This is a genomic window from Amphritea sp. GJ51-11, from assembly GCF_055808735.1.
Genome location: NZ_CM147881.1, coordinates 2,997,288 through 3,023,367, shown reverse-complemented (window position 1 = coordinate 3,023,367; position 26,080 = coordinate 2,997,288). Strand labels below are relative to the sequence as shown.

Below are 26,080 nucleotides of genomic sequence, written 5' to 3'. Positions count from 1 at the left end.
GTTCTATTTAGATATTGGGCCCAATATCTAAGGTGCTGCCATCACTGAAACGAGAGAAGCGGAAGCGTGATAAATCATGTTCGCTATCTTCTTTGTTCACCATTTGTGCCACGATTTTACCGAACGCCGGGCCGATACCGAAGCCGTGGCCACTCATCCCTGTCGCCACAATGAGTCCTGCAAAATTGGGCACTCGGTCAACGATAGGCACAATATCAGGCATGGCATCGATCATGCCAGCCCAAGCATCCAGAATCTGAGGCTCACCTATTTGTGGAAACCTTTGCGCAAAGCGTTGTTGCATCACTTTTACCTTGCCCTTAGCGGGCGCTGGGTCGAGAACGCGGGTTAGTTCAAAGGGGCTAATTTCATCCGCAGCCCAATGACGTTCAACCCGCCACGCATCAGGAGAGTTGGCTATTTCATTGACCCAAGGGCGGATTTCATGAATATTTTGCAACCCGGTTTTTATCCATTTAGGCAACAAACGAAACGAATCCGGACCAATAAAGTGATCATGGGAATCCGTGAGCGCAAGCGAGTAACCACCGTCATTGCGTCGACGCACCGCCAGTTTTTTATCGGCAAAGCTGGTGGTGGTAATGCTTTGAATAGGCGCGGTTCTGGCCACAGAGGCGCGTACCGATAACTGGGGAATAGTGATTCCATGACGGCGTAGAAACAACGATGACCAAGCGCCTCCGGCGACCACGACTTGCGCTGTTTTAATGCGTCCCGCCTCGGTAATAACGCCGGTGATTTGGCCGGCTTCAATGTCTAATGTGCGCACGGCGCAATTTTCTTTAATCAGCACGCCTTCACTGTGGGCCAGTTCGGCGATCGCGGGGATCGCCTGCCAAGGTTCGGCACGCGCATCGCTGGCGGTATAGGTTGCACCAACCCAAGGATTCTTCGAGTGTGCATCCAGTTGTATGTGTTGCCCTATTTGTGCACTCGATAGGGCCACGGTATCGACACCATGTGCAGCGGCAGTGCTAAGCCATGCTTCGCGCTGAGCCTGGGCCTCTTCTGTTTGTGAGAGGTACATCACGCCGACACGCTTGAACCCTGTGCGGCCTTTGACCTCTTGATCAATGTTTTCCCATAACCGAGTGGCTTCCATCATAATAGGTAATTCGGCCGCATCACGGCCATGTTGGCGAATCCAACCCCAATTGCGGGATGATTGTTCCCCCGCGATACGGCCTTTTTCGATCACCATCACGCTGAGACCCGAGCGGGCAATATTTAGGGCGGAGAAGATACCGATAATGCCTCCGCCAATAACCACCACATCGACCGCGTCGGGGAGTGTGTCATTGAACGCAATAGGTGTGCTTAGATTGATCATATTGAAGTCCCTGAAGTGTTGTGCGCTATCAACATTCGCCAGTAGGCTCAACTAACCATTGGCTATGGCCTATCTGGCTGAGTGATAGTTGACTGAGTGATTGCCGCAAGCGGTAATAACCGCTCGACGATTCCTAATCCTTTATGAGGTTTGTTTTTGGAACACTTCGACACCTTCGGGAATCTCAAACCAGTCCTGTTTTTGGCTAACCCATATATGTCGAGTGGGTTTTAAAATACGGGTGTCGGACAGAGTAGAGGGTTTGAGTTTGATAACGTTGGGTGTAGCCGGGTCGAAATGGTAGATCCGGTTACCACAGCTAGGGCAAAATTTGGCTGCAGAGATATTACCGCTGTCGGCGGGACGACTCCATTCTTTCATCTCACCTTTAAACTCAATGGCGCTGGCGTCAACGATGGCGGTAATGCTGAAGGCGCTGGTGGATAGCTTCTGACATGCGATGCAATGACAGGCCAAAATGAACTGCGGGGCTGATAATAACTTATAAGTTACGCCGCCACATTGGCAGGCACCCTCAATTGGATAAGTCATCTATATCTCCTGATTAAATAGATCGCGGTCGTTGGGTTTTACGGTCTACAGCCGTTAAGCAAGAATATGCCAAGCAGGAGCGTGGGTAAAGTGAGGGTTTTTTAGCGGCTGGTAAACGAAAGCCCTCAGAGGAGGGCTTGAGAGTTGTACTAAAACGTCCGTTCTAAGACGTGTTTAAGGCTTAGGGCAGAAAGATAAACTTAGCCACAAAGATAGCGGTTAGCACCCATACACCGCTAGTGATGGATGATGCTTTACCGGTGGTGACTTTCATAACGGTATAGGTGATAAAGCCGATAGCGATACCGTTAGCGATAGAGAAGGTCAGTGGCATCATGATGGTGGTCATCAGGGCGGGGGCAAACTCGGTAAGATCATCCCAGTCGATACTGGCTAGGGAACCCATCATTAACATGGCGACATAGATCAATGCACCGTCCACGGCAAAGCCGGGCAGCATCTGCGCCAGAGGTAGTAGGAACACGCCTAGCAAGAACATGATGCCAATGACGACAGCGGTTAAACCGGTACGGCCACCGGCGGCGACACCTGCGGCTGATTCAACATAGGAGGTAACGGGAGGGCAACCGAAGGCGGTACCGATAACGGAGGAGATTGAGTCGGCCTTGAGGGACTTATCCAGGCCTTCGATCTTACCGTTTTCATCTTGTAGGTTAGCCCGTTGAGCGACCCCCATTAGGGTGCCTGCGGTATCGAAAATGTTAACAAACAGAAAGGTGATAATCACTGGAATCAGTGCAACATCCAATGCGCCCATGATATCGAGCTGCATAAAGACGGGAGCGAGGTCGGCAAAGTTAGGCACGGCGACGAGACCATTCTCGGGCCAAGCCATAAAACCAGACAGTGGCGCCCTATCGGAGGTCACTGTGAAAAAATCGACAGGCAGTAGTGCGGTCATTAGGAAGGCAATGGCGGTTGTCACGACAATGCCGATAATCACCGAACCAAACACTCGGAGATAGCTTAGCACACTGATAATCAGGAAACTGAGTAACCCTAGGGCTGGCGCTTCAGGGCCGAACGGGCCGAAACCAAAGTGAGTTAGATCGGCTAAGGCGAGCATGTTGTCGGGGTTAGGTACGATCAAACCGGTAAAACGTAGTCCGATAAAGCCGAGGAAGAGGCCGACACCAGCGGTCATCGCTAGACGCATACTCATGGGAATACTTTCTAACATCCATTCTCGTAAGCGGGTGACGCTCATCAGTACAAATAGAATGCCGGAGAGAAACACGGCCCCCAGTGCGATCTGCCAGCTGTAGTTCATCTCTAGCACGACGGTAAAGGTAAAGAAGGCGTTTAGACCCATGCCCGGTGCTAAGCCGATCGGCCAGTTGGCATAGATGCCCATAAAAATGGTGGCGATGGCGGCACCGATACAGGTCGCGAGAAAGAGGCCATCGAAGGGCATGCCGGTTTTAGACATGATAATGGGGTTGAGAAACATAATGTAGGACATGGTCACGAAGGTGTGAGGCCTGCGATGATCTCTGTGCGCACATTGGTTTTATGTTTGCTGAGTTTAAAAAAACGATCTACAACGCTACGGTTGCCTGGCGACGATGGCGAATCCGTCTTGGTTGCATCAAGTTGTATGTTATCCACAACTTTAACTCCTGATTTGGGGTCTCACCCATATTATTGTTATTAAGGCTGCCATTGGGTAGATTGACCGCCGGGTTGTTGTGTTTCATTCCTTGGAAATGTGACGTGTCCTAAACAGCATTGTGTTTTATTCATACTATAATTGTATACAAAAAAGTCAACCCAAAAGTCAGGTTTTTGAGTTTTGACGATTTTAGTGTCTTCTTGAATGGCTGTTTATTGATGACAAAGAACGCCGGTAGAGTCTCGGTTATGGCCGATGATATCGCTTATTTTGTTAGAATTTCCGGGAGTGCGAGTATTTTTTGTGACCGGTGAATATGTGTACAAAATATACCCTTATATGTATAATTAATGACGTTTTCAATCAAAAAGTTATGGCTGTTTTTCCATTAGCTTTTGGCCGGTGAGTCGGTGTTAATGAGGCTTTATGAGTCAGATATCTGAGTTAAAAAAGAGTGATACCAAACGGGACGGTAAAAAGACCCAAGATGATATTGTCTACGCATATATTTTCGATGCGATCCTAGAGCAGCGTCTTGCCCCGGGTACTAAACTCAATGAAGAATCGCTGGGTGAGATCTTTGGTGTTAGCCGTACCATCATTCGTCGAGCCCTATCGCGTTTAGGTTATGAACAGGTGGTGGTATTGCGGCCGAACCGGGGAGCGGTAGTCGCCTCACCAACGATAGAAGAAGCTCGGCAGATCGTGTTTGCCCGCCGGGTGGTGGAAAAATCAGTCACTGAACTGGTCTGTGATCATGCTCAGAAAAAACAGTTGGAACAGCTTAGACAGATGGTTCGTGATGAGCAGGCGTGTTTTGACCGTGGTGATCGTGGTGCGGGTATCCGACTGTCCGGAGAGTTTCACCTGTTGCTGGCTGAAATTGCAAACAACCCTCCTCTGTTGAGTTTTCAGCGCAGCCTTGTATCTCTTTGTTCACTGATTATTGCGCAGTATGAAAGCGGAGCTAAATCCCACTGTTCTTATGATGAACATTTTGAACTGATCGATGCGATTGCGGAGCAAGACAAACCCCGTGCAGTGAGTTTGATGATGCACCATCTTGATCATATAGAAGAAAAACTCAGTTTGGATGATGAGATTGCCACCGATGATTTACGAGCTATCTTCTCCCATGTGCGCAATCCCCGCTGATCTCGGTCGTCGAGAATAGAACGAAATAGCGATGTTGGAGTACCCATTGGGTCATAAAAAAGGCTGATCTTGATAGGATCAGCCTTTTTTTATGATTATTTTTACAGTTGATATATTTGATAAGCCCTATTGTCCAAGGGCCTAACTGCGATCGTAAACCGATTTACCCATGGCAAAAGTATGTTTGATCATCCGGTCGTCCCCGAGGGTCATCATCACAAATAGCCGCTCCTCGATGGTTTTTGTCTGGGCCATGCGATAGCTCAACAGTGGTGTCGCCTTATAATCCAAGACGATAAAGTCAGCTTCGCTACCCGGTTCGAGGTTGCCGATTTTATCATCCAGTTGCAGCGCTCGGGCACCGCCGAGGGTCGCTAGATAAAAGGATTTATAGGGGTGTAGCTTGACCCCCTGTAACTGCATCACTTTATAGGCTTCATTCAAGGTTTGCAGTATTGAAAAGCTAGTGCCAGCGCCGACATCGGTGCCTAGGCCAACCTTAATGTTGTGTTGCTCTGCTTGGGGTAGGTTAAACAGGCCGCTGCCGAGAAATAGATTCGAGGTAGGGCAGAAGGCGATTGCAGAGCCGGTTTCACCTAGCCGCGCGCACTCCTCATCACAAAGATGCACACCGTGGGCAAACACTGAACGTTCCCCTAAAAGCTGGTGATGGTCATACACATCGAGATAGCCTTTTTGTTCTGGGAACAGTGCTTTAACCCATTCGATTTCACTCTTATTCTCTGACAAGTGGGTATGCATGTAGAGGCCGTCGTACTCTTGCAACAGCTGACCGGCCATCGCTAACTGTTCTGGTGAGCTGGTAGGGGCGAAGCGAGGCGTAACGGCATAATGTAATCGGCCCTTGCCGTGCCAGCGCTCGATCAGTGCTTTACTCTCTTCATAACTGTTTTGTGGGCTGTCCGTGAGCGCGGCTGGAGCGTTACGATCCATCATCACCTTGCCGGCAATCATGCGCAGGTTTTGTGGCTCTGCACGGGCAAAAAAAGCATCCACTGATTCAGGGTGAACCGTGCCAAACACCAGCGCAGTGGTGGTCCCGTTACGCAGCAGTTCGGTGACAAAGATATCGGCGACCTCATCAGCATGTTGGCGGTCGGCAAACTGCTGTTCAGCCGGGAAGGTATAGTTTTCGAGCCAGTCGAGCAGCTGCTCGCCATAGGAGGCGATCATACCGGTTTGCGGATAGTGGATATGGGTATCAATAAAGCCCGGTGCGATCAGGGCGTCTTCATAGTGTTTGATTTCACAACCCTGAGGTAGGTTGGGTAACAGTGCCGTGGCATCGCCCAAAGCCGTGATTGTGCCATTTTCAACCAGCATCAGACCATCTTCAAAATAGCGGATACTGTTGTTTAAGCCGATCTCTGCGGGATCGCCAAGGCTATCTAGAATCGCTGCGCGGTAAGCGGTTACAGTGTTATGTGTCATGCGGGCTCTCAGTTTTACTTCAAGGTGTGTTCTATTTCTTGCCGGGTCGATTTAGATCGCCAAACGATCAACCACGGAGGCAACGGTGCTATGGCTGCTGCCTTTTCGTTGTGCGTTAAATCCGGCGTTATAGTGGGCAATGACTTCCCCTGCGACCGATACGGCGATCTCGGCGGGGAGCTTGCCGCTCACTTCGGCGATCCCCATAGGGCAAGTCATCCTAGCAATCTGTTCGCTGGTAAAGCCTTTTGCTTGCAGCCGGTGGATAAATTTATTGCGCTTGGTGAGGGAGCCAATCAGCCCGAAATAGCTAAAATCATTCCGTTTGAGTATGCCTTCGGTGAGTTCTTGATCGAGTTGGTGGTTGTGGGTCATGACAATAAAGTAACTGCCGCTGGGTTGTTTCTCTATCTCATCCACCGGGTATTCATTGACTACTTTTTCCACCCCTTCAGGAATATGATCGGGGAACTCATCTTCACGGGCGTCGACCCAACGCACTCGGCAGGGCAGGCTAGCGAGTATGGGAATTAGCGCCCGGCCAACATGGCCTGCGCCGAAGAGGGTGATGTTGACGGTGTCGGTATTCAGTGGCTCAAACAATAGCGTGGTGGCCCCGCCGCAACACTGTCCGAGGCTTGCGCCGAGGGAGAAGCGTTCTAGTTGTGGTTGGGTTTGGCCTTGGGCTAATAGTTTACGGGCAATTTTGATCGCTTTATATTCCAAATGCCCACCGCCGATGGTGTCAAACTGCTGGACCTGACTGACGATCATTTTAGCTCCGGCATTACGCGGTGTTGAACCCCGTTCCTCGACCACCGTAATCATGACGGCCGGGGTAGCATCGGCTTCAATTTGGCTTAGCGCTGCGATCCACGGAGTATTCATGATAGGGCTCCTAACAGTGCGGTTAGCGAAAACTTGAGAGTCATTTTGCTGCTGCAGCCTGCTGTTCTTGCACTGCCCACAACACCCGTTCTGGGGTGGCGGGTGCATCTAATGCAGGGCTGTTGCGATAATCGGCAATGCTGGATATGGCGTCTTTTATGGCACAGAAGACGGAGATACCGAGCATAAAGGGGGGTTCGCCTACGGCTTTGGAGTGGTATACGGTGTCTTCTTTGTTTTTACGGTTTTCGACCAAGCGGACGCGGAAATCGATTGGCATATCGGTTATCGCCGGGATTTTATAACCAGCAGGCCCGGAGGTCATAAGACGGCCTTGATCGTTCCACACCAACTCTTCCGTGGTGAGCCAGCCTGCGCCTTGTACGAATGCGCCTTCGACCTGACCAATATCGATCGCTGGGTTCAGTGATGCGCCGACATCATGGAGGATATCAACCCGCAGAATTTTATACTCGCCGGTTAGCGTATCGATCACTACCTCACTGCAGGCGGCGCCATAGGCAAAGTAGTAGAACGGCCGACCACTGGCTTTTTCACGATCATAGAAGATCTTCGGCGTGCGATAGAAGCCGGTGCTTGAGAGTGAAACTTGATTGAAATAGGCCAGCTGGATAAAGTCAGCGAAGCTCATCAACTCATTACGAATCATCACATGGTTATTGCGGAACTCAACATCCTCAGGCGTCACTTTAAAGTGATTGGCAGCAAACTCGAGCAATCGCTGTTTAATGGTGCGGGCTGCGTTCTGGGCGGCTTTACCGTTCAAATCTGTCCCAGATGATGCCGCGGTTGGTGAAGTATTCGGTACTTTCTCAGTATTGGTGGCGGTTATTTGGATGGTGTCGATATCCACCTGAAACTCTTCGGCAACAATTTGAGCCACTTTGGTGTTGAGGCCTTGGCCCATCTCGGTGCCGCCATGGTTAAGATGGATACTGCCGTCGGTGTAGATATGAACAAGCGCCCCGGCTTGGTTAAGGAAGCTGGCGGTAAAGGATATGCCGAATTTCACCGGTGTCAGTGCTAATCCCTTTTTAAGAATCGGGCTGGTGGCGTTGTAGGCTTTAATCTCTTGGCGGCGCTGTTGGTAATCGCTACTGCGTTCAAGGTCATCAAGCATTTCAGGGAGAACATTATCTCCCACTTTCTGGTAGTAGTGGGTGGTGTCCCGGCCTGCTTCGCCATAGAGGTTGTGTTTACGAACCTCTAAGGGATCTTTGCCTAGTTTTCGGGCAATTTCATCGAGAATAATTTCCGGCATAATCAGACCCTGAGGTCCGCCAAAACCACGATAGGCGGTATTGGATGCGGTGTTGGTTTTACAGCGGTAGCCGGTGATGGTGGCATCACCGAGGTAGTAACCGTTATCGCTGTGGAACATTGCTCGGTCAATGATCGAGTCTGATAGGTCCGGTGAGTAGCCGCAGTTGCCTGCTAGCTTCATCTCACAACCGGTTATTCTGCCATTATCGTCATAGCCAACTTGATATTGATTGAAGAAAGGATGCCGTTTACCGGTCATCATCATATCTTCCATCCGTGGGAGTCGCATCTTGGCCGGACGCCCCGTCAGCTTAGCAACCACTGCCGCGATACACGCAGGGCCTGCCGCCTGTGTTTCTTTACCCCCAAAGCCGCCACCCATGCGGCGCATATCGATCTGCACTTTGTTAAACGGGATATCCAGTACTTCGGCGACCAGTTTCTGCACTTCGGTAGGATTCTGGGTGGAGGAATAAACAATCATCCCGCCGTCTTCGGTGGGCATTACGGAAGCAATCTGGGTTTCCAGATAAAAGTGCTCCTGACCGCCGATATGAACGCTGCCGGATACGCTGTGCTTCGCGCCAGCCAATGCCGCCGTGGAGTCACCCCGCTTATGGGTGTGTGGCTCGCTAACATAGTGTTTGTTGTTAAATGCTTGTTCTACTGAGAGCACCGGTTCGAGCGCTTCATACTCTACGATAGCCGCCATTGCGGCTTTACGGGCGGTCTCATGGTCATCGGCGGCCACTGCTAATAGTGGCTGGCCGACATATTCAACTAACTCCTCTACCAGTAACGGGTCGCCAGGCTTGAGTGCGCCAATATCGACGATGCCGGGAATATCCTTTGCAGTAATGGCAATGGCGACACCGGGAAATGCGTAGCAGGGGGTTGTGTCGATACGGGTGATGCGAGCATGGGCGTTGTCGGACATACGTGCATAGATATGCAGTTGATTGGGGAATTCTAAGCGGTCATCAATATAGATCGCTTCACCACTGACCTGCTTCGCTGCGCTTTCATGTTTAACGCTACGGCCTACGCCGGTGGTGATATCCTGTTGAACTTTTTCCAGCATCGCTGCATAACTGCTGGCTTTTTGATGATTAGACATAGGCAGTTACCCGTGTTTCGACGTCTGGCGTTTCGATCTCAATAAAGTAACGGGTCAGCATATTGGTGGCGACCAATAGGCGATACTCTCGTGAGGCACGAAAATCTGAGATAGGATTGAAATCCTGTTGCAGTGCTGCTTTAGCTTGTTCAATGCTGGTCCTTGTCCAAGGAGCACCGATGAGTGCCTGTTCACAGTAGCTGGCCCGTTTAGGAATTGCCGCCATACCGCCAAAGGCGATCCGCGCGGATTCAACCACACCATTGCTGATTTTAAGATTAAAACAGCCTAATACAGCGGAGATATCGTCATCGATCCGCTTGGAGATTTTATAGCTGCGAAACTCACCGTTATCGGCGGCGCGGGGCACGATCACTTTTTCTATAAACTCCCCCGGTTGCTGAGCGGTGACTTTGTAATCGATAAAGTAATCTTGCAGATCTAGGGTGCGTTGTTGCTCACCTTTTCTTAGCACCAGTTTTGCATCCAGAGCAATTAACATCGGTGGTGCATCGCCGATAGGGGATGCGTTGCCAATATTACCGCCTAAGGTGCCTTGATTACGGATCTGCAGTGACGCAAAGCGGTGTAACAGTGCGCCAACATCGGGGTAATCGTAGTTTAAACGCTGGTAGCAGTTGCTCAATGAGGCGCTAGCGCCGAGTTCTAACTGTTGATCCGTTATATGAATCTCTTTTAAGGCGGGAATATCGGCGATGTAAATTAGGGTTTCGATGGGGCGATGAAATTGGGTTACTTCGAGTGCCAAATCAGTGCCGCCGGCAAGCAGTCGAGCGTTTGGATAGGCGGTTAAGAGGTCAGCTAGTTCTGCGATAGTGGTGGGGTTGAAAGCCCGTTTTGTACCATCCGACAGTTCCACTTGTTGTTGTGGCTGTATCTGCCGTAATTTTGCCACTGTGGCTGCCTCTTCCGAGGTGAAGCTATCCGGGGTTACATCGTTAGCCATCTTTTCGGCGGCTTCAATAATCGGCCGATAGCCGGTGCAGCGACAGAGGTTGCCTGCCAATGCTTCGTTAATCTCTTCTTTATTGGGATGGGTTATATTTTTTCCCAGGGCAAACATCGACATCACGATGCCGGGGGTACAGAAGCCACATTGACTACCATGACAGTCAACCATCGCCTGCTGAGCGGGGTGTAAAGTTGACCCCTGCTTGAGGTCTTCAACGCTGATCAGTTGTTTTCCGTTGAGGGTGGCGATGAAGGTGAGGCAGGCGTTGATGCTTTTGTAACGGATTCGATCGCCATCCAGTTCGCCTAGTACTACGGTACAGGCGCCACAGTCACCCGAAGCACAACCCTCTTTGGTACCGGTTTTACTGCGTTCGTCGCGGAGATAGTTGAGTACCGTCATATTGGGGTCTAACTGCTGCTCGACGCGAAGCTCCTTGTTGAGTAAGAACCTGATCAAGGTGGACCTCCTGTTATTATGGTTATCTATCTTGGAGTTTAGTTCGGATTTCAATCATTAAATTAAAACCTGACTTTTTAGTCAACTTATTTTAGGTCCTCAGTTACTAAAACCGATCATTACCTATACGCTATTTATCTACTCTACCGTTTTAATGCACTAAATTACTCTGTTCTTTTTGGGTTGTTTGGCGTTAATTTCTGCTGATCTCCGCATCTTTACGGTGTATCCCTTTATTTAGAGATTTATTGTATACAATTCAAACAGCCTTCTTTTGGATCGATATGTTGGTCTATTGAGTCCTTTCTATTATGCTAAAACACTTAAGTTGCGGTGATTTTCCATTGATTCAGTTCAGTGGGCTGAGGGTCATGGTGTTCAAACTGAGCGTTGTGAGCGTGATAGTGGTTGTTAATATTACCGGTTATCGACGCTAATCTTTTTCGTAATATGGATACATATATTTTCTGTTTTGTAGACAATTAGCTTCTCCTCTATTATTTTTGTAGCCCATCATCCAGCATTAGCGCCATCGTTGCCGGCATTCATGCTGCTTAAACGGCCAACGAGTGCCGAGCACAGGCATTTTGAGCGTGTTGGGATTGGCAAACTTGATGCCTAAAGGGCTGAAAACGAGTATCGATTCGCCACGGATTAACAGCGTGGATTCAAATGTAAATGGCTAGATATTAGCCAGATCATTAATTAAGACATTATTGACTAACGGAGTTACTAAGTTGAACAGTTCTGGTCGTATCTGGATTAAGACGCCTCTGGCGACACTCAGCAGTGATGCTGCTGGCGGGGTCGTGATTGAAGACAAGCTTATAGTCGAGGTGCTGGCCGCCGGGGCGCAACCTTCTAAGCCGGTGGATGAGGTGTTTGATGCACGAGAACATGTGTTGTTACCGGGACTAATTAACGGCCATCACCATTTTTATCAGACGCTGACGCGGGCTTTTCCTCAGGCGTTGAATAAATCCCTGTTTAGCTGGTTAAAAAGTCTCTATCCGGTGTGGGCAAAGCTGGGTGAGGAGATGATTGAAGTTTCCACTCAGGTGGCATTAGCCGAGCTGTTGTTATCCGGTTGTACCACCGCCAGCGATCATCATTATCTGTTCCCTGAAGGGTTAGAAAACGCCATTGATATTCAGATGGCGCAGGCAGATAAACTCGGTATTCGAGTGCATCTTACCCGTGGTTCAATGAGCTTAGGGGAGGATGACGGCGGGTTGCCGCCCCAATCTACCGTACAGGATGAAGAGACTATTTTGGATGATAGTGAACGGCTAATCAGTCGCTATCATCAGGCTGAAGCGGGGGGCATGAGCCGGGTTGCCTTGGCGCCCTGTTCACCTTTTTCGGTAAGTGAGAGTTTAATGCGGGCCAGTGCCGAACTAGCACAGAAATATGATGTGCGTTTACATACTCATTTGGCCGAAACCCATGATGAAACGGCTTTCTGCATTAAGATGTTTGGGCTGCGGCCGCTGGATTATCTGGAGAAAGTCGGTTGGTTGAGTGATCGAGTCTGGCTGGCTCATGGTATTCACTTTAATGATGATGAAATTCGTCGTTTGGGGGCTGCCGGTACGGGTATCTGTCACTGTCCATCGTCCAATATGTTGCTGGCGTCAGGCTTATGCCCAACATTGGATCTTGAGCGAGCCGGAAGTCCAGTAGGGCTGGGGGTCGATGGCTCTGCATCTAATGATGGCTCGAATATGATTCAGGAAGTGCGTCAGGCATTTCTCTTAGGACGGCTTAAATATGATGCCGCTGAAATCACCCATCAAAAGGTGCTGTCTTGGGCGACCGAAGGGTCTGCGCGCTGTCTCGGTCGGGATGATCTTGGCTCCCTTAAAGTGGGGCAGCAAGCGGATATCGCGTTGTTTAAACTGGATGAGCTGCGCTTTGCCGGTGCTGGTGATCCGTTGGCGGCACTGGTGCTCTGTGGTGCTCATCAGGCCGATAGAGTGATGGTTGCCGGTCAATGGCGGGTGCTCGACGGCGCCATTGTTGATTTCGATATTGCGCAATTGATTCAACGTCAGAAAGCGTTGGCGCACCGCTTGGCGGTGAGTTAACCGGCGTTACTGCCCGCTGCGTTTTGCTGTGATGCTGAAATAGGCGGGCAATCACGTTGTTAAGTTGAAATTGAGATGTAGAAATGTATTAGCGGTTGTTATGATAGCAGGCGTTATAGACAGAGCATAAAACGATGGAAAAAACATACCTCGATGCCCAGACGTTATTGGAAGACTCATTCCGGTTAGGGGCAAAAATAGTCAATGACGGTTTTAAGCCGACCTATATTATTGCTATCTGGCGTGGCGGCACACCGATTGGTGTAGCGGTGCAGGAGTTTCTCGCCTACTACGATATACACAGTGATCATATTGCCATTCGTACCTCATCCTATAGTGATGGGATTGATCAACAGGCTAAGAAGGTTAATGTTCATGGTATGGATTATCTGATCAAGAATATCCAAGCCACTGACAGTCTACTGATTGTTGATGATGTGTATGACACCGGTCTCACTATTCAAGCGGTGATCGCCGAACTGCGAGACAAGTGTCGTTTAAATACCCCTGAGGATATCCGTATAGCGGTGCCGTATTTTAAGCCGACCCGTAATAAGACCGGTGTCGATCCTGAATATTATCTCTATGAGACTGAAGCGTGGCTGAAATACCCGCACTCACTGGAAGGACTAACGGTTGATGAGCTGCAGCAGCATCGCCCGGAACTGTTCAGCATTATCGGTCATCTAGTGCCTGATGCGGGCTGATTGATCGGCAACAGTGACTACTCTTATGGGGAAGGTGAAGATTGTGGAAAAACATTTTATTACAGAGCAGGAACTGATCTGCGATTCGTTTCGTTTAGGGGCGCAGATTTTTGAAAGCGGCTATCGGCCTGATTTTATTGTCGGTATTTGGCGGGGCGGTAGCACCGTCGGTATTTACGTGCAGGAGTGTTTGCAATACCTCGGCGTGAAAACCGATCATATCTCTATTCGCACCTCCTATCGTGGCTTACCCGGTTATCAATCGATGATTGAAGGTGAAAACAGTATCAAAGCCCACGGCTTGCGCTATCTGCTGGAAAACCTTAACCGGGACGATAAGTTATTGATCGTGGATGATGTTTTTGGTTCTGGCAAGAGTATCGATGCGGTGCTATCGCAATTGTCGCAGCGAGCTAAGCGGAATATGCCAAAGGATGTCAAAGTGGCGGTGCCTTGGTTTAAACCGTCCCATAATCGCACCGATAGAACTCCCGATTTCTATACCCATACCACCGATAAATGGTTGGTATTACCCTATGAAATGGTGGGTTTAACCGAGGCAGAAATCTTTGCCAATAAACCCGGCTTACAGGCGATTATGACCTCTGTGCAGCGTTGATTCACTGGATAACCGTAATCACCTGTAATCAGCCTCACTAATGTGTTTAAAATCCTTTATTATATGCGCCCGAGAAATAGGGCGGGTGAAGTTGATGCCTGTTAAGTTAAAACAGTGACGTTATTTACACCTGCCCTTGCTATAGCACGGTATACAGAGGATTTATCATGAAGTTTTCAGCATTAGATCTTGCTCCAGAGATTCAGCAGGCGCTGGATGCCTGTGGCTATAGTCAGATGACCCCAGTACAGGAGCAGGCGATAGTGCCCGCCCGTCGGGGTAAGAATGTACTTGCCAACGCCCAAACCGGCACCGGCAAAACCGCTGCATTCAGTCTGCCGATTCTACAACAGATGAGCGACCGGCCTAAACCGACAGAACCCGGTTGTCCTCGCGCATTGATCCTGACCCCTACCCGCGAATTGGCCGAACAGCTGGCCGAGACGATTAAGCGTTATGCTCAGTTTATGCCACTAACCGTGACGGCCCTCTATGGTGGCGTCAATATGGATGGCCAGCAGAAAAAACTTAAAGCGGGCGTCGATATTCTTATCTCTACCCCGGGCCGTTTGCTAGAACATGTGGTGCAGTGCAATGTGAGTTTAGCGAAAGCTGAATTTGTTGTGCTCGATGAGGCCGACCGTATGCTTGATATGGGCTTTATCACCGATGTTGGCACTCTGTTGCAGCAAACTGCGAAAAAACATCAAACTTTGATGTTTTCAGCGACGATATCGCCGACGGTTAATACCGTGGCTAAACAGTTGATGACACCTTACGAAACCGTGCGGGTGGCAAAACTGAACGCGACCGCCGATACCATTGAACATGTGGTCTATCCAGTAGAAGAGAAGCGTAAGGCTGATCTGTTTGCGGAACTGATCAATAAGCATCAGTGGTTTCAGGTACTGGTGTTTACCAGTACTAAAGCTCAAGCCGATTCTTTGATGGTTGACCTGAAAATCGACGGTATTCGTGCGGCGCTTTGCCATGGGGATAAGTCACAGGGGTCTCGTCGTCGCGCTATTGCCGATTTTAAATCGGGTAAAATTCAGGTGTTGGTGGCGACTGAAGTTGCCGCTCGTGGCTTGGATATTCAAGGCTTAGAGCTGGTGGTTAACTTTAACCTGCCCTATCTAGCTGAAGATTATGTTCACCGTATTGGCCGTACCGGGCGTGCCGGTGCGAAAGGTAAAGCGATCTCTTTTGTCAGCCGTGAAGAAGAGCGGGCATTGGATGATATCGAACGCCTTATCGGTAACCGGATTCAGCGGGTTTATATGCCAGGTTATGAGGTCGGTAGTCGCGATAATCTGCGTAAGCAGATGAGTAAGAAGGTGCATCGTCCACGCACCAATAAGGCCGGACGGACGAAGATTATTCGTAGTAAACCGGCGGCAGGTCGTACGACGAAGAAAAAATCGAAGTAAAGTCTAAGTCTGGATAGCGGAGCGCTGCGAGTTGCACTTTGGCTCGCGGTGGTGCGGGCTTTTTGAGCAAAAACGTTTTTATCGCGCAGGTTTTCACCAGAGCGGGCCACGAAAGGTGTCAGATAATCGCTGAGTGGTATATAACAGGATAATGAAATGTTTGCGGGGCCGTCCATCGAGTAATTATGTTACTTGATGGCTCGCTGGAGAAAGGGATTTGAATATGTTGCGGGCGTCAATTTTATGTTTAGTGGTTTTGGTTCTGGGGTGCAGCGACGAGGCTGATACTGCAAGTCATTCTACAGAGCAAGTCACTGCGGCGAATGCTGTAGAGGCTATTCAGTCAAGCGCCACGGGGGCCGATGCGGCCGCTATCGATGCGACAAATTCCTCTCAGGCGGCTCCGCCAACTGATAGTCTGGTTATTGCCAGCAATCCACAAATCGACCTGCAGTGGCAGGATGTTTTCAATCATCAACCGATCGTCCGCGATAGTGAGGCCGATAGAGTTGAAATTCATGCTCAGATTAGCGGTGCCGAGGGCCTTGATGCCGCAAGCTTAACCTCCTTAATTCAGGTGTCCGATAGTGATGCCAGTGTCTCCGTTACGACCAAGGAAGGACAGGCACCACAGCTGATTATCAGTAATATTCGCCGAGCCGATAGCTGTGCTCAAGAGGTGGAAGTTAGCTGGGGTGAAGGGCTGCAACAAGGTTTTACTGTGCCGACCATGGACGGTGCCGATAATCGACCATTAGAACTGATCTCCGGTGCGATTGTGGCTGATAGCGGTGTGCTGGCATTACGATTTAATCGTCAACTCAAACAGAACCAAGCCCTTAAACATCTAATTTCGAGCCAGTATCGCTTTACTCATTATCAGGTGGACGGCAATACCCTGCGGTTAGGCTTGAATAACTCGGCCGCGGACAAGCTGAATATCACCATCCATAAAGAGTTACAGGACCGGTGTGATATTGGCTTAGCGACCAGTCTTAAGAAAAGCTTCAGCATTGCCCCGCATAATCCAGCGGTACGGTTTGCCGGCAGTGGTGTTATTTTGCCGGATGCTGCCCGTATCGAGTTACCGTTCCAGGCCGTCAGCGCAAAGTCGGTAACGGTCACTGCGTTTGAAGTGTTCGATGATAATATCCATCAGTTTTTACAAGAAAATCGTTTAGGTGAAGCCCGCCAACTGGATAAAGTCGGGCGCTTTATTTGGCAGAAATCAGTGCCGCTGAAGGATAATAATCTGCGCAGCTGGCAAGATTATCGGTTAGATATCACCGAACTGATGGCCCAAAAGGGCGGTAGTCTTATCCGTCTTTATCTCTCATTGGATCGAGGGGATTCGATGATCGCCTGTAGCGACGCCGAAAACGCGATACCCGTGCCGCCCCGTCAGCTTCCCGCTAATAGTGAGGCGCTCGATTACAGTGGCGGTTACAGTTCTTGGGATAATCTAGAGCCAGGCTCTTCCCGTTCAAATTCTTTAAGTGCCTGCAGTGATCGTTACTATCGTTATGCGGCGGAGAGTAAAGACGCGAAAAACCTGCTGCGTTCGAATATTGGCATCGTTGTTAAACAAACTCCGGCGGGCAAGATTGCTCGAGTGATCACTACCAACTTAAAAACCGCGGAGCCGCTGGTGGGCAGCACGGTTGAGCTGTTCAATTTCCAAGGTCAGTCGGTGGGTAAAGGGGTCAGCGATGATGATGGCTTTACGATGGTTGAACTCAAAGGCAAGCCTTTTTATCTGCAAGCGACATCCGGTGAGCAGGTCGGTTACCTCAAGCTGAATGATGCTGGGGCGTTAACCACCAGTCAGTTTGATATCGGCGGCACCCATCTGCAAAGTAATATCGACGGCTTTATCTTTGGTGAGCGGGATGTTTGGCGTCCCGGCGATGATATTTATCTGACCTTTATCCTCAAAGATAAGCTTAATGAACTGCCTGCGGAACATCCTGTGGTGGCCGACCTCTATAACCCCTCGGGTCAGTTGGTGGAATCGATTTACAGTAATCAGCCGGTTGGACGGCTATATAGCTTTAAACTGGCTACGCCGGAAAGCGCGCCGACCGGTAATTGGGAAGCGATTGTCCGTGTCGGGGGACAGGATTTTCATCATCCTCTGCGGATCGAAACTGTAGTGCCGAATCGCCTTAAAGTGGAGTTGGATATCCCCCGGGATACTCGTTTAGAAAACGGTGTTACGCGGTCGGTTGGATTGCAGTCAAAATGGCTGCACGGAGCCCCCGCTAGCGGTTTAGAGGCGGATGTTTCGGTGACGCTGGTGCCGGTAAAAACAGCCTTTGCGGGTAAATTTCCTGACTATACCTTCGATGATCCCGCGCGGGATTATCGCGCGAGCAAAACAAAACTGTTTGAAGGTTCATTGGATAAGCAGGGCAATACCCAGTTTGATTTACGTATCGAAAGTAAAACCCCGCCACCGGGGATGCTTAAAGCCGTGTTTACGAATCGGGTGTTTGAGCCGAGTGGTCAGTTTAGTAGCAATCGTTTTAGCCGGCCGTTTGATTACTACGAGCGTTACCTCGGGCTGCAACTGCCTAAAGGTGATGCGGAACGGGGGATGTTGTTGACCGATGAGGATCATAAAACCCGTCTCGTGGTATTGGATAAAACTGGCCAGCCGGTGAGCAATACCGATCTCGAGGTGACGGTGTATAAACTCGATTGGAAGTGGTGGTATGAAAAAAGCAGCGAATCGTTAGCGCGTTATACCGATGGTCGACATAGTAGTGTGGTTGCCTCGGGCCATGTTGCGACCGATGAGAACGGCATGGCTGAATGGCCATTGCGGGTTAATTATCCCCAGTGGGGCCGTTATCTTGTGCGCGGCTGTATTGCCGGCGAAGATAGTCATTGCACCGGTAAAGTTGTTTATATCGACTGGCCCGGTTGGGCAGGGCGGCAACAGGAGTCACAGGGCGATAATGTTGATCGGTTAACGCTATTCAGTGATAAAAAAGCTTATCAGGTGGGTGAAATCGCCACGGTTACCCTGCCTGAATTGCAGCATGGTCGGGCGTTGGTTACGGTTGAATCGGCTAATCAGGTGTTGCAGCAATTCTGGGTGAAGAGCGAACAAGCTGACGCTTCGGCAACGCCGCTGTTACAACAGCAAGTTACGTTCGATATCACCGCGGAGATGACGCCGAATGTGTATGTCAGTGTGACCTACCTGCAGCCCCATGAAAAACGCGACAATGATCGGCCGATGCGTCTGATGGGCATTATCCCAATAGCCGTTGAAAACCCTGAAAACCATCTTCATCCGTTGATTACCACGAAACAAGAGGTGCGTTCCCGTGCCAGCTTTGATATTCAAGTTGCCGAGGCCGATGGCCGTCCGATGGCTTACACCCTGGCGTTGGTTGATGAGGGATTATTAGGGCTGACTAACTACCGAACCCCTGATCCTTTTGGTTATTTCTATCGTCGTCAGGCATTGCAGGTGAAAACTTGGGATCTCTATAAAGATGTCGTGGGTGCCTATAGCGGTGAGCTACACGGCCTATTACCGGTCGGTGGTAGTGACGCCCAGAAGGATGACGATAAGAGTAAGAAAAATCGACGTTTTCCTCCTTTGGTGCAATATATTGGCCGGTTTGAATTACAGCCCGGCGAAACGCGCAACCATCAGGTGACCCTGCCGATGTATCTGGGTGCCGTGCGGGTGATGGTGGTTGCTGAAGATGGTGGGGCCTACGGTAAAGCGGAGCAGGAAGTGGTCGTACGGGATGATATCTCCATGTTCCCAACGCTACCTCGAGTGCTGAGAATCGGTGAACAAGCGGGTGTGCCGGTCGAGCTATTTAATAATACGGCTGAAGCAGCTGAAGTTGAGGTGACGTTGGCGGTGGATAGCGAACAGGTGAAGATTGCTGAAGCCTTAAAGCGTGTCACTGTGGGAGCGTATTCATCGGCAATTACCGAGTTTGCCATTGAGACCGGTGCGTTGGCGGGTAAAGTGGCCTTCACCTTTACGACACAATCCGCCTCAGGGGAAAGCCGTCAGACACTCTATTTGGATATAAACGCGCCTAATAGCCCATCGACTCGCACAGCCTCCTATCGTTTGGATAGTCAGGCGGCCTTGGCGCTGGATCTGCAGCCCTTTGGTATTGCCGGTAGTAATGGTGCGTCCATCGCGCTGAGTCAGTTTAAACCGATTCACCTAAGGTCACGGTTGGACTATCTGGTTAAATATCCTCACGGTTGCCTTGAGCAGACTACCTCGTCAGTGTTTCCTCAGCTCTACCTTAATCAGCTGAGTCATCTGGCCGGTGAAACAGAGCAGCAGGTGCAACAGAACATTAGCGCGGCGATCGATCGTTTGCAGTCATTTCAAACCCTAGAAGGTGGTTTTGCCTACTGGCCGGGTCAGACTCAGAGCCATGCTTGGGGAGTAGTTATGCAGGGCATTTCCTCTTGCTGGCGAAACAGGCCGGCTATGATGTGCCGGAAAACCTGTTACAACAGTGGTTGTCATATCAGCATCAGGCGTCGGAGTTAGCTGTCGATAGCAGTGATAGCGAAAAAATCAGAGCCCAAGCGTACCGTTTATTTACATTGAGTCTCGCTGGTACGCCTAACTGGTCTGCCATGTATCGTTTGAAAGCCTTGCAGATTGATGATGGAGCAAGCCGGGCGATGCTGTCATTGGCATATCTGTATGCCGGGCAGGATGATATAGCTCGGACGCTGATTGACGATGGCCTAACGGTTGCGGACGCTTATGATGTTAACTCACCAAGCTTCGGTTCAGCCCTGCGGGATAAAGCGTTATTCCTGATGCTCTATGCCAATATGGCTGATCCTGAGAGTGCCGCAAAGCTGGCGGATGAAGTGGCTGACAAGCTGGCCGAAAATCGCTGGTATAGCACTCAGAGCGCTGCTTATGCCTTGGTGGCGTTGGCGAACTATCAGCAATTGGCGCTGAGTGATCAGGCCAATGAGGTGGCGCCTACCGAGGTGTTGTTACAGCAAGCTCAGGCGCAACAGCGTTTGAGTGTTGGTCGACAGGTCGTCGAAGCGGCGCTGCAAAGTGGTGATGTCGCCGAAGCGCTTAATATTGCTAATAACGGCGATGCACCGGTCTGGCTAACCCTAACGCAGAGCGGCGTTGCAGGCCCCGGCTCCGAGCAGAGCTATGCTGAGGGGTTAGAGTTGCAGGTTGATTATCTCGATAGCCAGGGTGATGAAGCGAATATCCGCTCACTCAAGCAGGGGAGTAATATCACTGCTCAGATTTGGTTGCGTAATACCAGCCGTAACGATATGACCAATGTGGCGCTGAACTTTAGGGCGCCGAGTGGTTGGCAGATCGATAATGAGCGTGAGGCTTGCAGTGAGGCTGCCTGTCAGTTTGATTATGTTGATATCCGCGATGATCGAGTGAGCGGTTACATGGCCCTCAAGGCTGGCGAACAGAAAAATCTGACACTGCAGTTGAATGCCTCTTTTGTCGGTCGTTTTTACCTGCCAGCTATCTCTGCTTATGCGATGTATGACGAAACGATTAAAGCGCAACGAAAAGGCCTAAGTGTTGAGGTTGTTCAGTAAACGTAGCATCGCCCTAACGGGCTTACTGCTATTACTGGCGGTCGCTACCCTGTGGTGGCCGCTGCCCGAGCCGTTGTTTAATCAGCCGCTTTCGCGGCAGTTGTTGGATGAAAATCAGCAATTGCTGAGTGCCCGCATCGCCACTGATCAGCAGTGGCGTTTCGCTTTGATGTCACCTCTATCTAAAACCTATAAAACCGCTTTGATCGCCTATGAAGATAAGCGTTTTATGCAGCACCCCGGGGTTGACCCTGTCGCGATTATTCGGGCCTTGTATCTCAACCTGAAATCCGGTCGGGTGGTCAGTGGTGGAAGCACCATTACCATGCAGTTGGCGCGTATGGTGTATGGCAATCGAGCCCGAACGGTGTGGCAAAAATTACAGGAATTGCATCTCGCACTGCGGCTTGAAACCCAATTAAGCAAAACGGAAATCCTTAATTACTATGCCGCCAATGCGCCGATGGGAGGGAATACGGTGGGGATTGAAGCGGCGGCTTGGCGTTATTTTGGCCGGCGATTAGCGGAACTTAGCTGGGCCGAATCCGCACTGTTGGCGGTGCTGCCCAATAACCCGGCGGCGATGCACCTTTCTCGCAGTCGAGATAAACTACGCGCAAAACGGGATTTTCTGCTGCATAAACTGTGGCAGCAGAGGGTATTAACTGAGCAGGATTACCGTCTTTCACTGTTAGAAACGATACCTGCGCGACCGCGGCGCTGGCCGGTTTATGCTCAGCACCTGTTGGATCGGTTGAGTCAGCAGTCTCCGGATCAGGCGGTATTTCAGACTCAGATCGACCGTCGTTTAAGTCAGAAAATTGGCTTTATTGCTCGGCAACATAGTCAGCGCCTCGGGGCGATCGGGATTCATAATTTAGCGCTCGTGGTGGTAGATAATGCCACTATGCAGGTGAAGGCCTACGTGGGTAATCTGGCCTATAGTCAACGGGTTGAAGATGCTGCCCATGTTGATATCGCCAGTCGACCCCGATCATCCGGCAGCACTTTAAAGCCGTTTTTGTATGCCGCTATGCTCGATAATGGCGATATTACCCCACAAACACTGATTCCCGATGTGCCGACCGCCTATGGCAGTTATCAACCGAGTAATTATGATGAAGGTTTTCGGGGGGCCGTGACCGCCCGTGCAGCGCTTACCGCGTCGCTGAATATCCCCTCGGTGCGGATGTTAAACAGCTATAGCTATCAGGCGTTCTATCAACGTTTACAGACGCTCGGTTTTAGTCACCTGTTTCGGCCGCCGGACGACTATGGCTTATCACTGATATTGGGCGGCGCGGAAGTGAGTTTAACGGACCTGACTGCGGCCTATGCGAACCTGAGTCGTCGGGCGCAAACCGCCCAAGCGTTGACGGTGCTACCGCTGCGCTACGGTGAATCGGGTGCGGCTGATGCACCGCCATACCCTTTTAGTCAGGGCGCTGCGTGGCTGACACTTGATACCTTGTCGGATGTTACCCGTCCGGGGTTACATAAGATTCATCGGCTGTTTTCTGGATCAGCCCGGGTGGCTTGGAAAACCGGCACCAGCTATGGCCTAAGAGATGGCTGGGCCGTGGGTACCACCGCTAACGTCACGGTTGGTGTATGGGTCGGTAATGCCAATGGCGAGGGGCGGCAATTACTGACCGGCACCCGTGCTGCGGCGCCGCTATTGTTTGATACCCTAAATGTAATTAATGATCTGGGGTGGCCAGAAGAACCTAGTGCGGCGTTGAAGTCGATTGAAGTCTGCCGCGAGAATGGTTTTTTACCGAAGTTTGGCTGTCCCCGGGAAAGTGTATTGATTCCGGTGGCGACGCAGTTTGAGAAGGTTAGTCCGCACCATTTTCAGGTAACGGTGGATCGTAACAGTGGTTTGCGCAGCAGCATTGCTTGCAACCCTAGCGGCAGTATTATTAGTAAAACTTATTTCCAATTACCCCCATCACAGGCGGCGTTCTATCGTATCGCGCATGCTTCTTATCGTCCGGTGCCAGATTTTGAGCCAAATTGCACGCCTGACAGACGTGCGCTCAGGGGCAGTTTTGAAGTGACCTATCCCCGTGTCGGCCAGATTATCAGCTTGCCACGCTATATGAATGGCCAGCAAGGTGAGGTGATCTTTCGCGCGACGGCGAAAAAGGATTCAGCGCAGCTATTTTGGCACCTTGATAAACGTTACTTAGGCGCTACACGCACCTTCCATGAGTTGAGTGAAACGCTTTCGCCGGGTAAACACCTGTTGCGGGTAGTCGATCAGCAAGGGGTATGGCAGGAGGTTAAGTTTACGGTGATCCCTTAACGGAAATCTTAGTTTTAGTTGCTGTCGCACGGTATTTTTGTTTGCTGGCCGGTGGTAACCCAGATAAGGCTTTTTAAACGGTGTTTTTTTATTACACAGAGGCGATAAAAAGTTGATCAATAGAGTTTGTTGGTATACAACTAAGGTATAAAGATAAACCAGCCCAGCGCTGGTTTTCGTCCCTATTATTATAGCTGTCAGGGATAACGATAATAATAAAGCAACCGGAACTGTTGCAGGAGCGAGCGCACATGAATTCTGTTTTGAAGGACCAGAATGATTTTTTTGCTTTTCTCAAGGGATCAGGTGTACCTCTTAAGCAAACATGGACACCGCAACAATGTAGTCAAGCCGCCCTGGCTTGGTTAGTCGATCAAAATGATATTATCCGTACCCAATTCGCCGTTTCGGTAACCGAGTTACAGGACAAAGATCAGGCGATGCAGCCTGAAATAAAAGAGGCGCTTTCTATCCTGTTGGATAATTGAGCTTTTCTATCGTACAGATACTATCGGCCTAGCATCAGCAAACATCTATGCTGCTACCCCAACAGGTGTTGGGGGCGTTTGCTCAAAGCGTCATTTCGGGTTTGAGTTCATACTCACCTAATTTCTTAATAATGGCCTGCACCTGAAACTGGCGTTCAGAGTCTTTCACGTATACCGCAAACACCGAGCGTTTAACCGATTTAATTGAATTGACCCGGTGGAGCTGAGCGGATGCCAAATAGGGGCCAGCCAATACTAACGGTAAGAAGGCCGAGCCGCCGTGACTGAGAATAAATTCCAGTGCGATCTGGCTCTGTTCAGTATGTAAAATCGGCGTCAGAGTTTTTTTGAACAGCTTAGCTGTTCGCATATTGAATGCCACTCCCCAGTCGACAAAGACAAAGTCATTATCTTGCACCAGCTCGGGTGTCAGGCCTGCTTGATTGCTGACCAACACCAGTTCGATCTGACCAATTTTTGCATGATCTAATTCATCGAGATTGGGGGGATCGAGCACAATGGCGAGATCCAGTGTGCCCGAGAGTAGTGATCGGGTTAGCTCCAGATGATTATTAATTTCAGTCCGGATAATCATATTGGGAAAGCTCCCCGCCAATTTTGGCAAGGTGGATTGGAGAAAGGTGCCCCAGAGATTGGAAATGCCCCCCAGCACTAATTGTCGTTCCTGTTCTTCCGATATAGCCACATCCTGTAAAGCCATCTGCCAGTTCTTAATAATATTTTCCGCATGAGGAATCAGCCGCTCACCGGCACTGGTGAGGAGAATATTGTTGCGTTGGCGAGTGAATAAGGCGACGCCTACCAACTCTTCTAAGTGGCGAATACGAAAGCTAACCGCTGACTGAGTAAGGTAAAGATTCTGCGCCGCTTTGCCGAAGTGGCGGGTACGGGTGACTTCCAGAAAGGTGCGTAGTAATCCTATTTCCATGGTGTAGGCCATCTGCTTGGAGGGTGGGTATTGATCAGGAGCCTGAGGAGGCAGTGTGATCATTACTTCGATTAGTAATTTCGATCGAAGTCATAAAAAAGCATCATTTTACAGCGCTTAAAAGTCTGATAATAATCAAAGTGTACTTCAAACAGTACAAACAATAGTAGATCAATATTTTTTATGGTCAGGCTTTATGATGCCTATGGATGGCTTTTGATGCCTGATCAGGTGAGTAGTGCGCTAACAGCACTTTCTTATCAACGCCCTTAAGGTATTAAAGAGAAGCATTATGAGTAACAAGCAGCGTTTCAATAACTACTCAGACGACCAAGATGGCTGGGAAGACTGGGGTGACGAGAGTTATAAAGGCAGCAAGCGTCGAGCGCGCTCGGCACGAGCGGTAGAGTTTATCGCTGACGATTATTGGGACGAGGCCGATGATGAGCTTCCAGAAGAGCTGGGGCGTAAATCTCATAGCCGTCGACGCGATATTGAAGACCGTTTAGAACGGCAGCGGCTGAGGCAAGATATCTTCGGTGATATCGACCGACAAGACCGGGCATAATTCCCATAAGCAGGCATCGCCTGCTTTTTTTTGATTTGAGACAGTTTTAATCATACTGAAACCGCATTATAGGATTTTTTCTTATATACCCCGTCGCTCTGATTTCTGAGAATAGTCCTAGGGTCGAGTGGATCTAATGGTCGTTAAAATACTCTGAGACCTGTAGTAGCGCATTATATTAAGGAGCATCAGATGCATACGGGAACAGTAAAGTGGTTTAACAACGCTAAAGGCTTTGGCTTTATAGTATCGCCTGATTTTGAAGAGGACTTATTTGTCCATTATTCGGCGATCGTTACCGAGGGGTATAAAAGTCTTAGAACAGGGCAGTCTGTGCAATTTGAAGCTGCACCCAAAGACGTGGGTATACACGCCGTTAATATCACACCGATCACCGCTAGCTAAGCCTTTCGAAAATTGGCCTTGCGGTAAATATCCTATCTTATGCACAGCCCCCGAGGCTGTGCA

Annotated in this window: 20 protein-coding genes; 11 read left to right on the top strand and 9 right to left on the bottom strand. The window is 49.9% G+C overall.

The window, feature by feature from the left end:
- Positions 1–7: 7 nt before the first annotated feature.
- The 4 genes from AC0L4K_RS13490 to AC0L4K_RS13475 all read right to left on the bottom strand — a co-directional run bounded on the left by AC0L4K_RS13490 (position 8) and on the right by AC0L4K_RS13475 (position 3,532).
- Positions 8–1,351, bottom strand: a complete 1,344-nt coding sequence (locus tag AC0L4K_RS13490) for an NAD(P)/FAD-dependent oxidoreductase (RefSeq protein WP_473266649.1) — start codon at positions 1,349–1,351, stop codon at positions 8–10.
- A 141-nt stretch (positions 1,352–1,492) separates the two neighbouring features.
- Complete coding sequence (locus AC0L4K_RS13485; protein ID WP_417226845.1) at positions 1,493–1,903, bottom strand: GFA family protein; 411 nt, start codon at positions 1,901–1,903, stop codon at positions 1,493–1,495.
- Positions 1,904–2,084: 181 nt separating this feature from the next.
- Positions 2,085–3,386 (bottom strand): NCS2 family permease, encoded by a 1,302-nt coding sequence (locus AC0L4K_RS13480; RefSeq protein ID WP_473266647.1) that lies wholly within the window; start codon positions 3,384–3,386, stop codon positions 2,085–2,087.
- Between the two features lie 2 nt (positions 3,387–3,388).
- Positions 3,389–3,532, bottom strand: a complete 144-nt coding sequence (locus tag AC0L4K_RS13475) for a hypothetical protein (protein WP_473266645.1) — start codon at positions 3,530–3,532, stop codon at positions 3,389–3,391.
- 430 nt (positions 3,533–3,962) lie between these two features.
- Here AC0L4K_RS13475 and AC0L4K_RS13470 point away from each other — a divergent pair, with 430 nt between their 5' ends.
- Positions 3,963–4,691 (top strand): GntR family transcriptional regulator, encoded by a 729-nt coding sequence (locus AC0L4K_RS13470; RefSeq protein ID WP_417226847.1) that lies wholly within the window; start codon positions 3,963–3,965, stop codon positions 4,689–4,691.
- Between the two features lie 141 nt (positions 4,692–4,832).
- Here AC0L4K_RS13470 and guaD read toward each other — a convergent pair whose 3' ends face one another.
- The 4 genes from guaD to xdhA are packed head-to-tail and all read right to left on the bottom strand — an operon-like array spanning position 4,833 to position 10,864.
- Positions 4,833–6,143 (bottom strand): guanine deaminase, encoded by a 1,311-nt coding sequence (gene guaD, locus AC0L4K_RS13465; RefSeq protein WP_473266642.1) that lies wholly within the window; start codon positions 6,141–6,143, stop codon positions 4,833–4,835.
- A 51-nt stretch (positions 6,144–6,194) separates the two neighbouring features.
- Complete coding sequence (gene xdhC / locus AC0L4K_RS13460; RefSeq protein ID WP_417226851.1) at positions 6,195–7,031, bottom strand: xanthine dehydrogenase accessory protein XdhC; 837 nt, start codon at positions 7,029–7,031, stop codon at positions 6,195–6,197.
- Between the two features lie 40 nt (positions 7,032–7,071).
- On the bottom strand, positions 7,072–9,432 hold the full coding sequence (xdhB, locus tag AC0L4K_RS13455; protein WP_473266640.1) for a xanthine dehydrogenase molybdopterin binding subunit: 2,361 nt from the start codon (positions 9,430–9,432) through the stop codon (positions 7,072–7,074).
- Positions 9,425–10,864 carry a xanthine dehydrogenase small subunit gene (gene xdhA / locus AC0L4K_RS13450; RefSeq protein ID WP_417226855.1) on the bottom strand — a complete coding sequence of 480 codons (1,440 nt, stop codon included), beginning with the start codon at positions 10,862–10,864 and terminating at the stop codon, positions 9,425–9,427. The genes xdhB and xdhA overlap by 8 nt, the downstream gene beginning before the upstream one ends.
- Before the next feature lie 737 nt (positions 10,865–11,601).
- On the opposite strand from xdhA, the gene AC0L4K_RS13445 reads away from it, so the two are divergent.
- From AC0L4K_RS13445 to AC0L4K_RS13410, 8 genes are all read left to right on the top strand, one after another.
- Positions 11,602–12,951: an 8-oxoguanine deaminase gene (locus AC0L4K_RS13445; RefSeq protein WP_417226857.1), complete on the top strand. Its 1,350-nt coding sequence runs from the start codon at positions 11,602–11,604 to the stop codon at positions 12,949–12,951.
- Between the two features lie 134 nt (positions 12,952–13,085).
- Entirely contained in the window at positions 13,086–13,658 is a 573-nt protein-coding gene (locus AC0L4K_RS13440; protein WP_417226859.1) for a phosphoribosyltransferase, read from the top strand.
- Positions 13,659–13,701: 43 nt separating this feature from the next.
- Positions 13,702–14,277, top strand: coding sequence for a phosphoribosyltransferase (locus AC0L4K_RS13435; protein WP_417226861.1), 576 nt, complete (start codon positions 13,702–13,704; stop codon positions 14,275–14,277).
- Positions 14,278–14,444: 167 nt separating this feature from the next.
- Positions 14,445–15,707: a DEAD/DEAH box helicase gene (locus tag AC0L4K_RS13430; RefSeq protein ID WP_417226863.1), complete on the top strand. Its 1,263-nt coding sequence runs from the start codon at positions 14,445–14,447 to the stop codon at positions 15,705–15,707.
- A 223-nt stretch (positions 15,708–15,930) separates the two neighbouring features.
- The gene (locus tag AC0L4K_RS13425) at positions 15,931–20,250 is read left to right on the top strand and encodes an alpha-2-macroglobulin family protein (protein ID WP_473266636.1); all 4,320 of its coding nucleotides are present in this window, start codon (positions 15,931–15,933) and stop codon (positions 20,248–20,250) included.
- Positions 20,166–21,299, top strand: a complete 1,134-nt coding sequence (locus tag AC0L4K_RS13420; protein ID WP_473266634.1) for an alpha-2-macroglobulin family protein — start codon at positions 20,166–20,168, stop codon at positions 21,297–21,299. Before AC0L4K_RS13425 ends, AC0L4K_RS13420 begins: the two co-directional genes overlap by 85 nt.
- Positions 21,289–23,607 carry a penicillin-binding protein 1C gene (pbpC, locus tag AC0L4K_RS13415; RefSeq protein ID WP_473266633.1) on the top strand — a complete coding sequence of 773 codons (2,319 nt, stop codon included), beginning with the start codon at positions 21,289–21,291 and terminating at the stop codon, positions 23,605–23,607. The genes AC0L4K_RS13420 and pbpC overlap by 11 nt, the downstream gene beginning before the upstream one ends.
- Positions 23,608–23,858: 251 nt before the next feature.
- Positions 23,859–24,095, top strand: a complete 237-nt coding sequence (locus AC0L4K_RS13410; protein WP_417226869.1) for a hypothetical protein — start codon at positions 23,859–23,861, stop codon at positions 24,093–24,095.
- 82 nt (positions 24,096–24,177) lie between these two features.
- Here the strand turns inward: AC0L4K_RS13410 and AC0L4K_RS13405 are convergent, their stop codons facing one another.
- Positions 24,178–25,107, bottom strand: coding sequence for a LysR family transcriptional regulator (locus AC0L4K_RS13405; protein WP_473266631.1), 930 nt, complete (start codon positions 25,105–25,107; stop codon positions 24,178–24,180).
- Between the two features lie 229 nt (positions 25,108–25,336).
- Between AC0L4K_RS13405 and AC0L4K_RS13400 the strand changes: the two genes are divergently transcribed.
- Complete coding sequence (locus tag AC0L4K_RS13400; RefSeq protein WP_417226873.1) at positions 25,337–25,612, top strand: hypothetical protein; 276 nt, start codon at positions 25,337–25,339, stop codon at positions 25,610–25,612.
- Positions 25,613–25,804: 192 nt separating this feature from the next.
- Entirely contained in the window at positions 25,805–26,017 is a 213-nt protein-coding gene (locus tag AC0L4K_RS13395) for a cold-shock protein (protein ID WP_417226875.1), read from the top strand.
- The last annotated feature ends 63 nt before the right edge of the window (positions 26,018–26,080 follow it).

What these genes read in the sequence shown, in the direction of transcription:
- AC0L4K_RS13470 (WP_417226847.1), top strand. Translation starts at nt 3,963, where the DNA reads ATGAGTCAGATATCTGAGTTAAAAAAGAGTGATACCAAACGGGACGGT.
- AC0L4K_RS13410 (WP_417226869.1), top strand. Translation starts at nt 23,859, where the DNA reads ATGAATTCTGTTTTGAAGGACCAGAATGATTTTTTTGCTTTTCTCAAG.
- guaD (WP_473266642.1), bottom strand. Translation starts at nt 6,143, where the DNA reads ATGACACATAACACTGTAACCGCTTACCGCGCAGCGATTCTAGATAGC.
- xdhC (WP_417226851.1), bottom strand. Translation starts at nt 7,031, where the DNA reads ATGAATACTCCGTGGATCGCAGCGCTAAGCCAAATTGAAGCCGATGCT.
- xdhB (WP_473266640.1), bottom strand. Translation starts at nt 9,432, where the DNA reads ATGTCTAATCATCAAAAAGCCAGCAGTTATGCAGCGATGCTGGAAAAA.
- AC0L4K_RS13405 (WP_473266631.1), bottom strand. Translation starts at nt 25,107, where the DNA reads ATGATCACACTGCCTCCTCAGGCTCCTGATCAATACCCACCCTCCAAG.
- AC0L4K_RS13395 (WP_417226875.1), top strand. Translation starts at nt 25,805, where the DNA reads ATGCATACGGGAACAGTAAAGTGGTTTAACAACGCTAAAGGCTTTGGC.
- AC0L4K_RS13430 (WP_417226863.1), top strand. Translation starts at nt 14,445, where the DNA reads ATGAAGTTTTCAGCATTAGATCTTGCTCCAGAGATTCAGCAGGCGCTG.
- AC0L4K_RS13485 (WP_417226845.1), bottom strand. Translation starts at nt 1,903, where the DNA reads ATGACTTATCCAATTGAGGGTGCCTGCCAATGTGGCGGCGTAACTTAT.
- AC0L4K_RS13400 (WP_417226873.1), top strand. Translation starts at nt 25,337, where the DNA reads ATGAGTAACAAGCAGCGTTTCAATAACTACTCAGACGACCAAGATGGC.
- AC0L4K_RS13425 (WP_473266636.1), top strand. Translation starts at nt 15,931, where the DNA reads ATGTTGCGGGCGTCAATTTTATGTTTAGTGGTTTTGGTTCTGGGGTGC.
- AC0L4K_RS13490 (WP_473266649.1), bottom strand. Translation starts at nt 1,351, where the DNA reads ATGATCAATCTAAGCACACCTATTGCGTTCAATGACACACTCCCCGAC.
- AC0L4K_RS13440 (WP_417226859.1), top strand. Translation starts at nt 13,086, where the DNA reads ATGGAAAAAACATACCTCGATGCCCAGACGTTATTGGAAGACTCATTC.
- AC0L4K_RS13480 (WP_473266647.1), bottom strand. Translation starts at nt 3,386, where the DNA reads ATGTCCTACATTATGTTTCTCAACCCCATTATCATGTCTAAAACCGGC.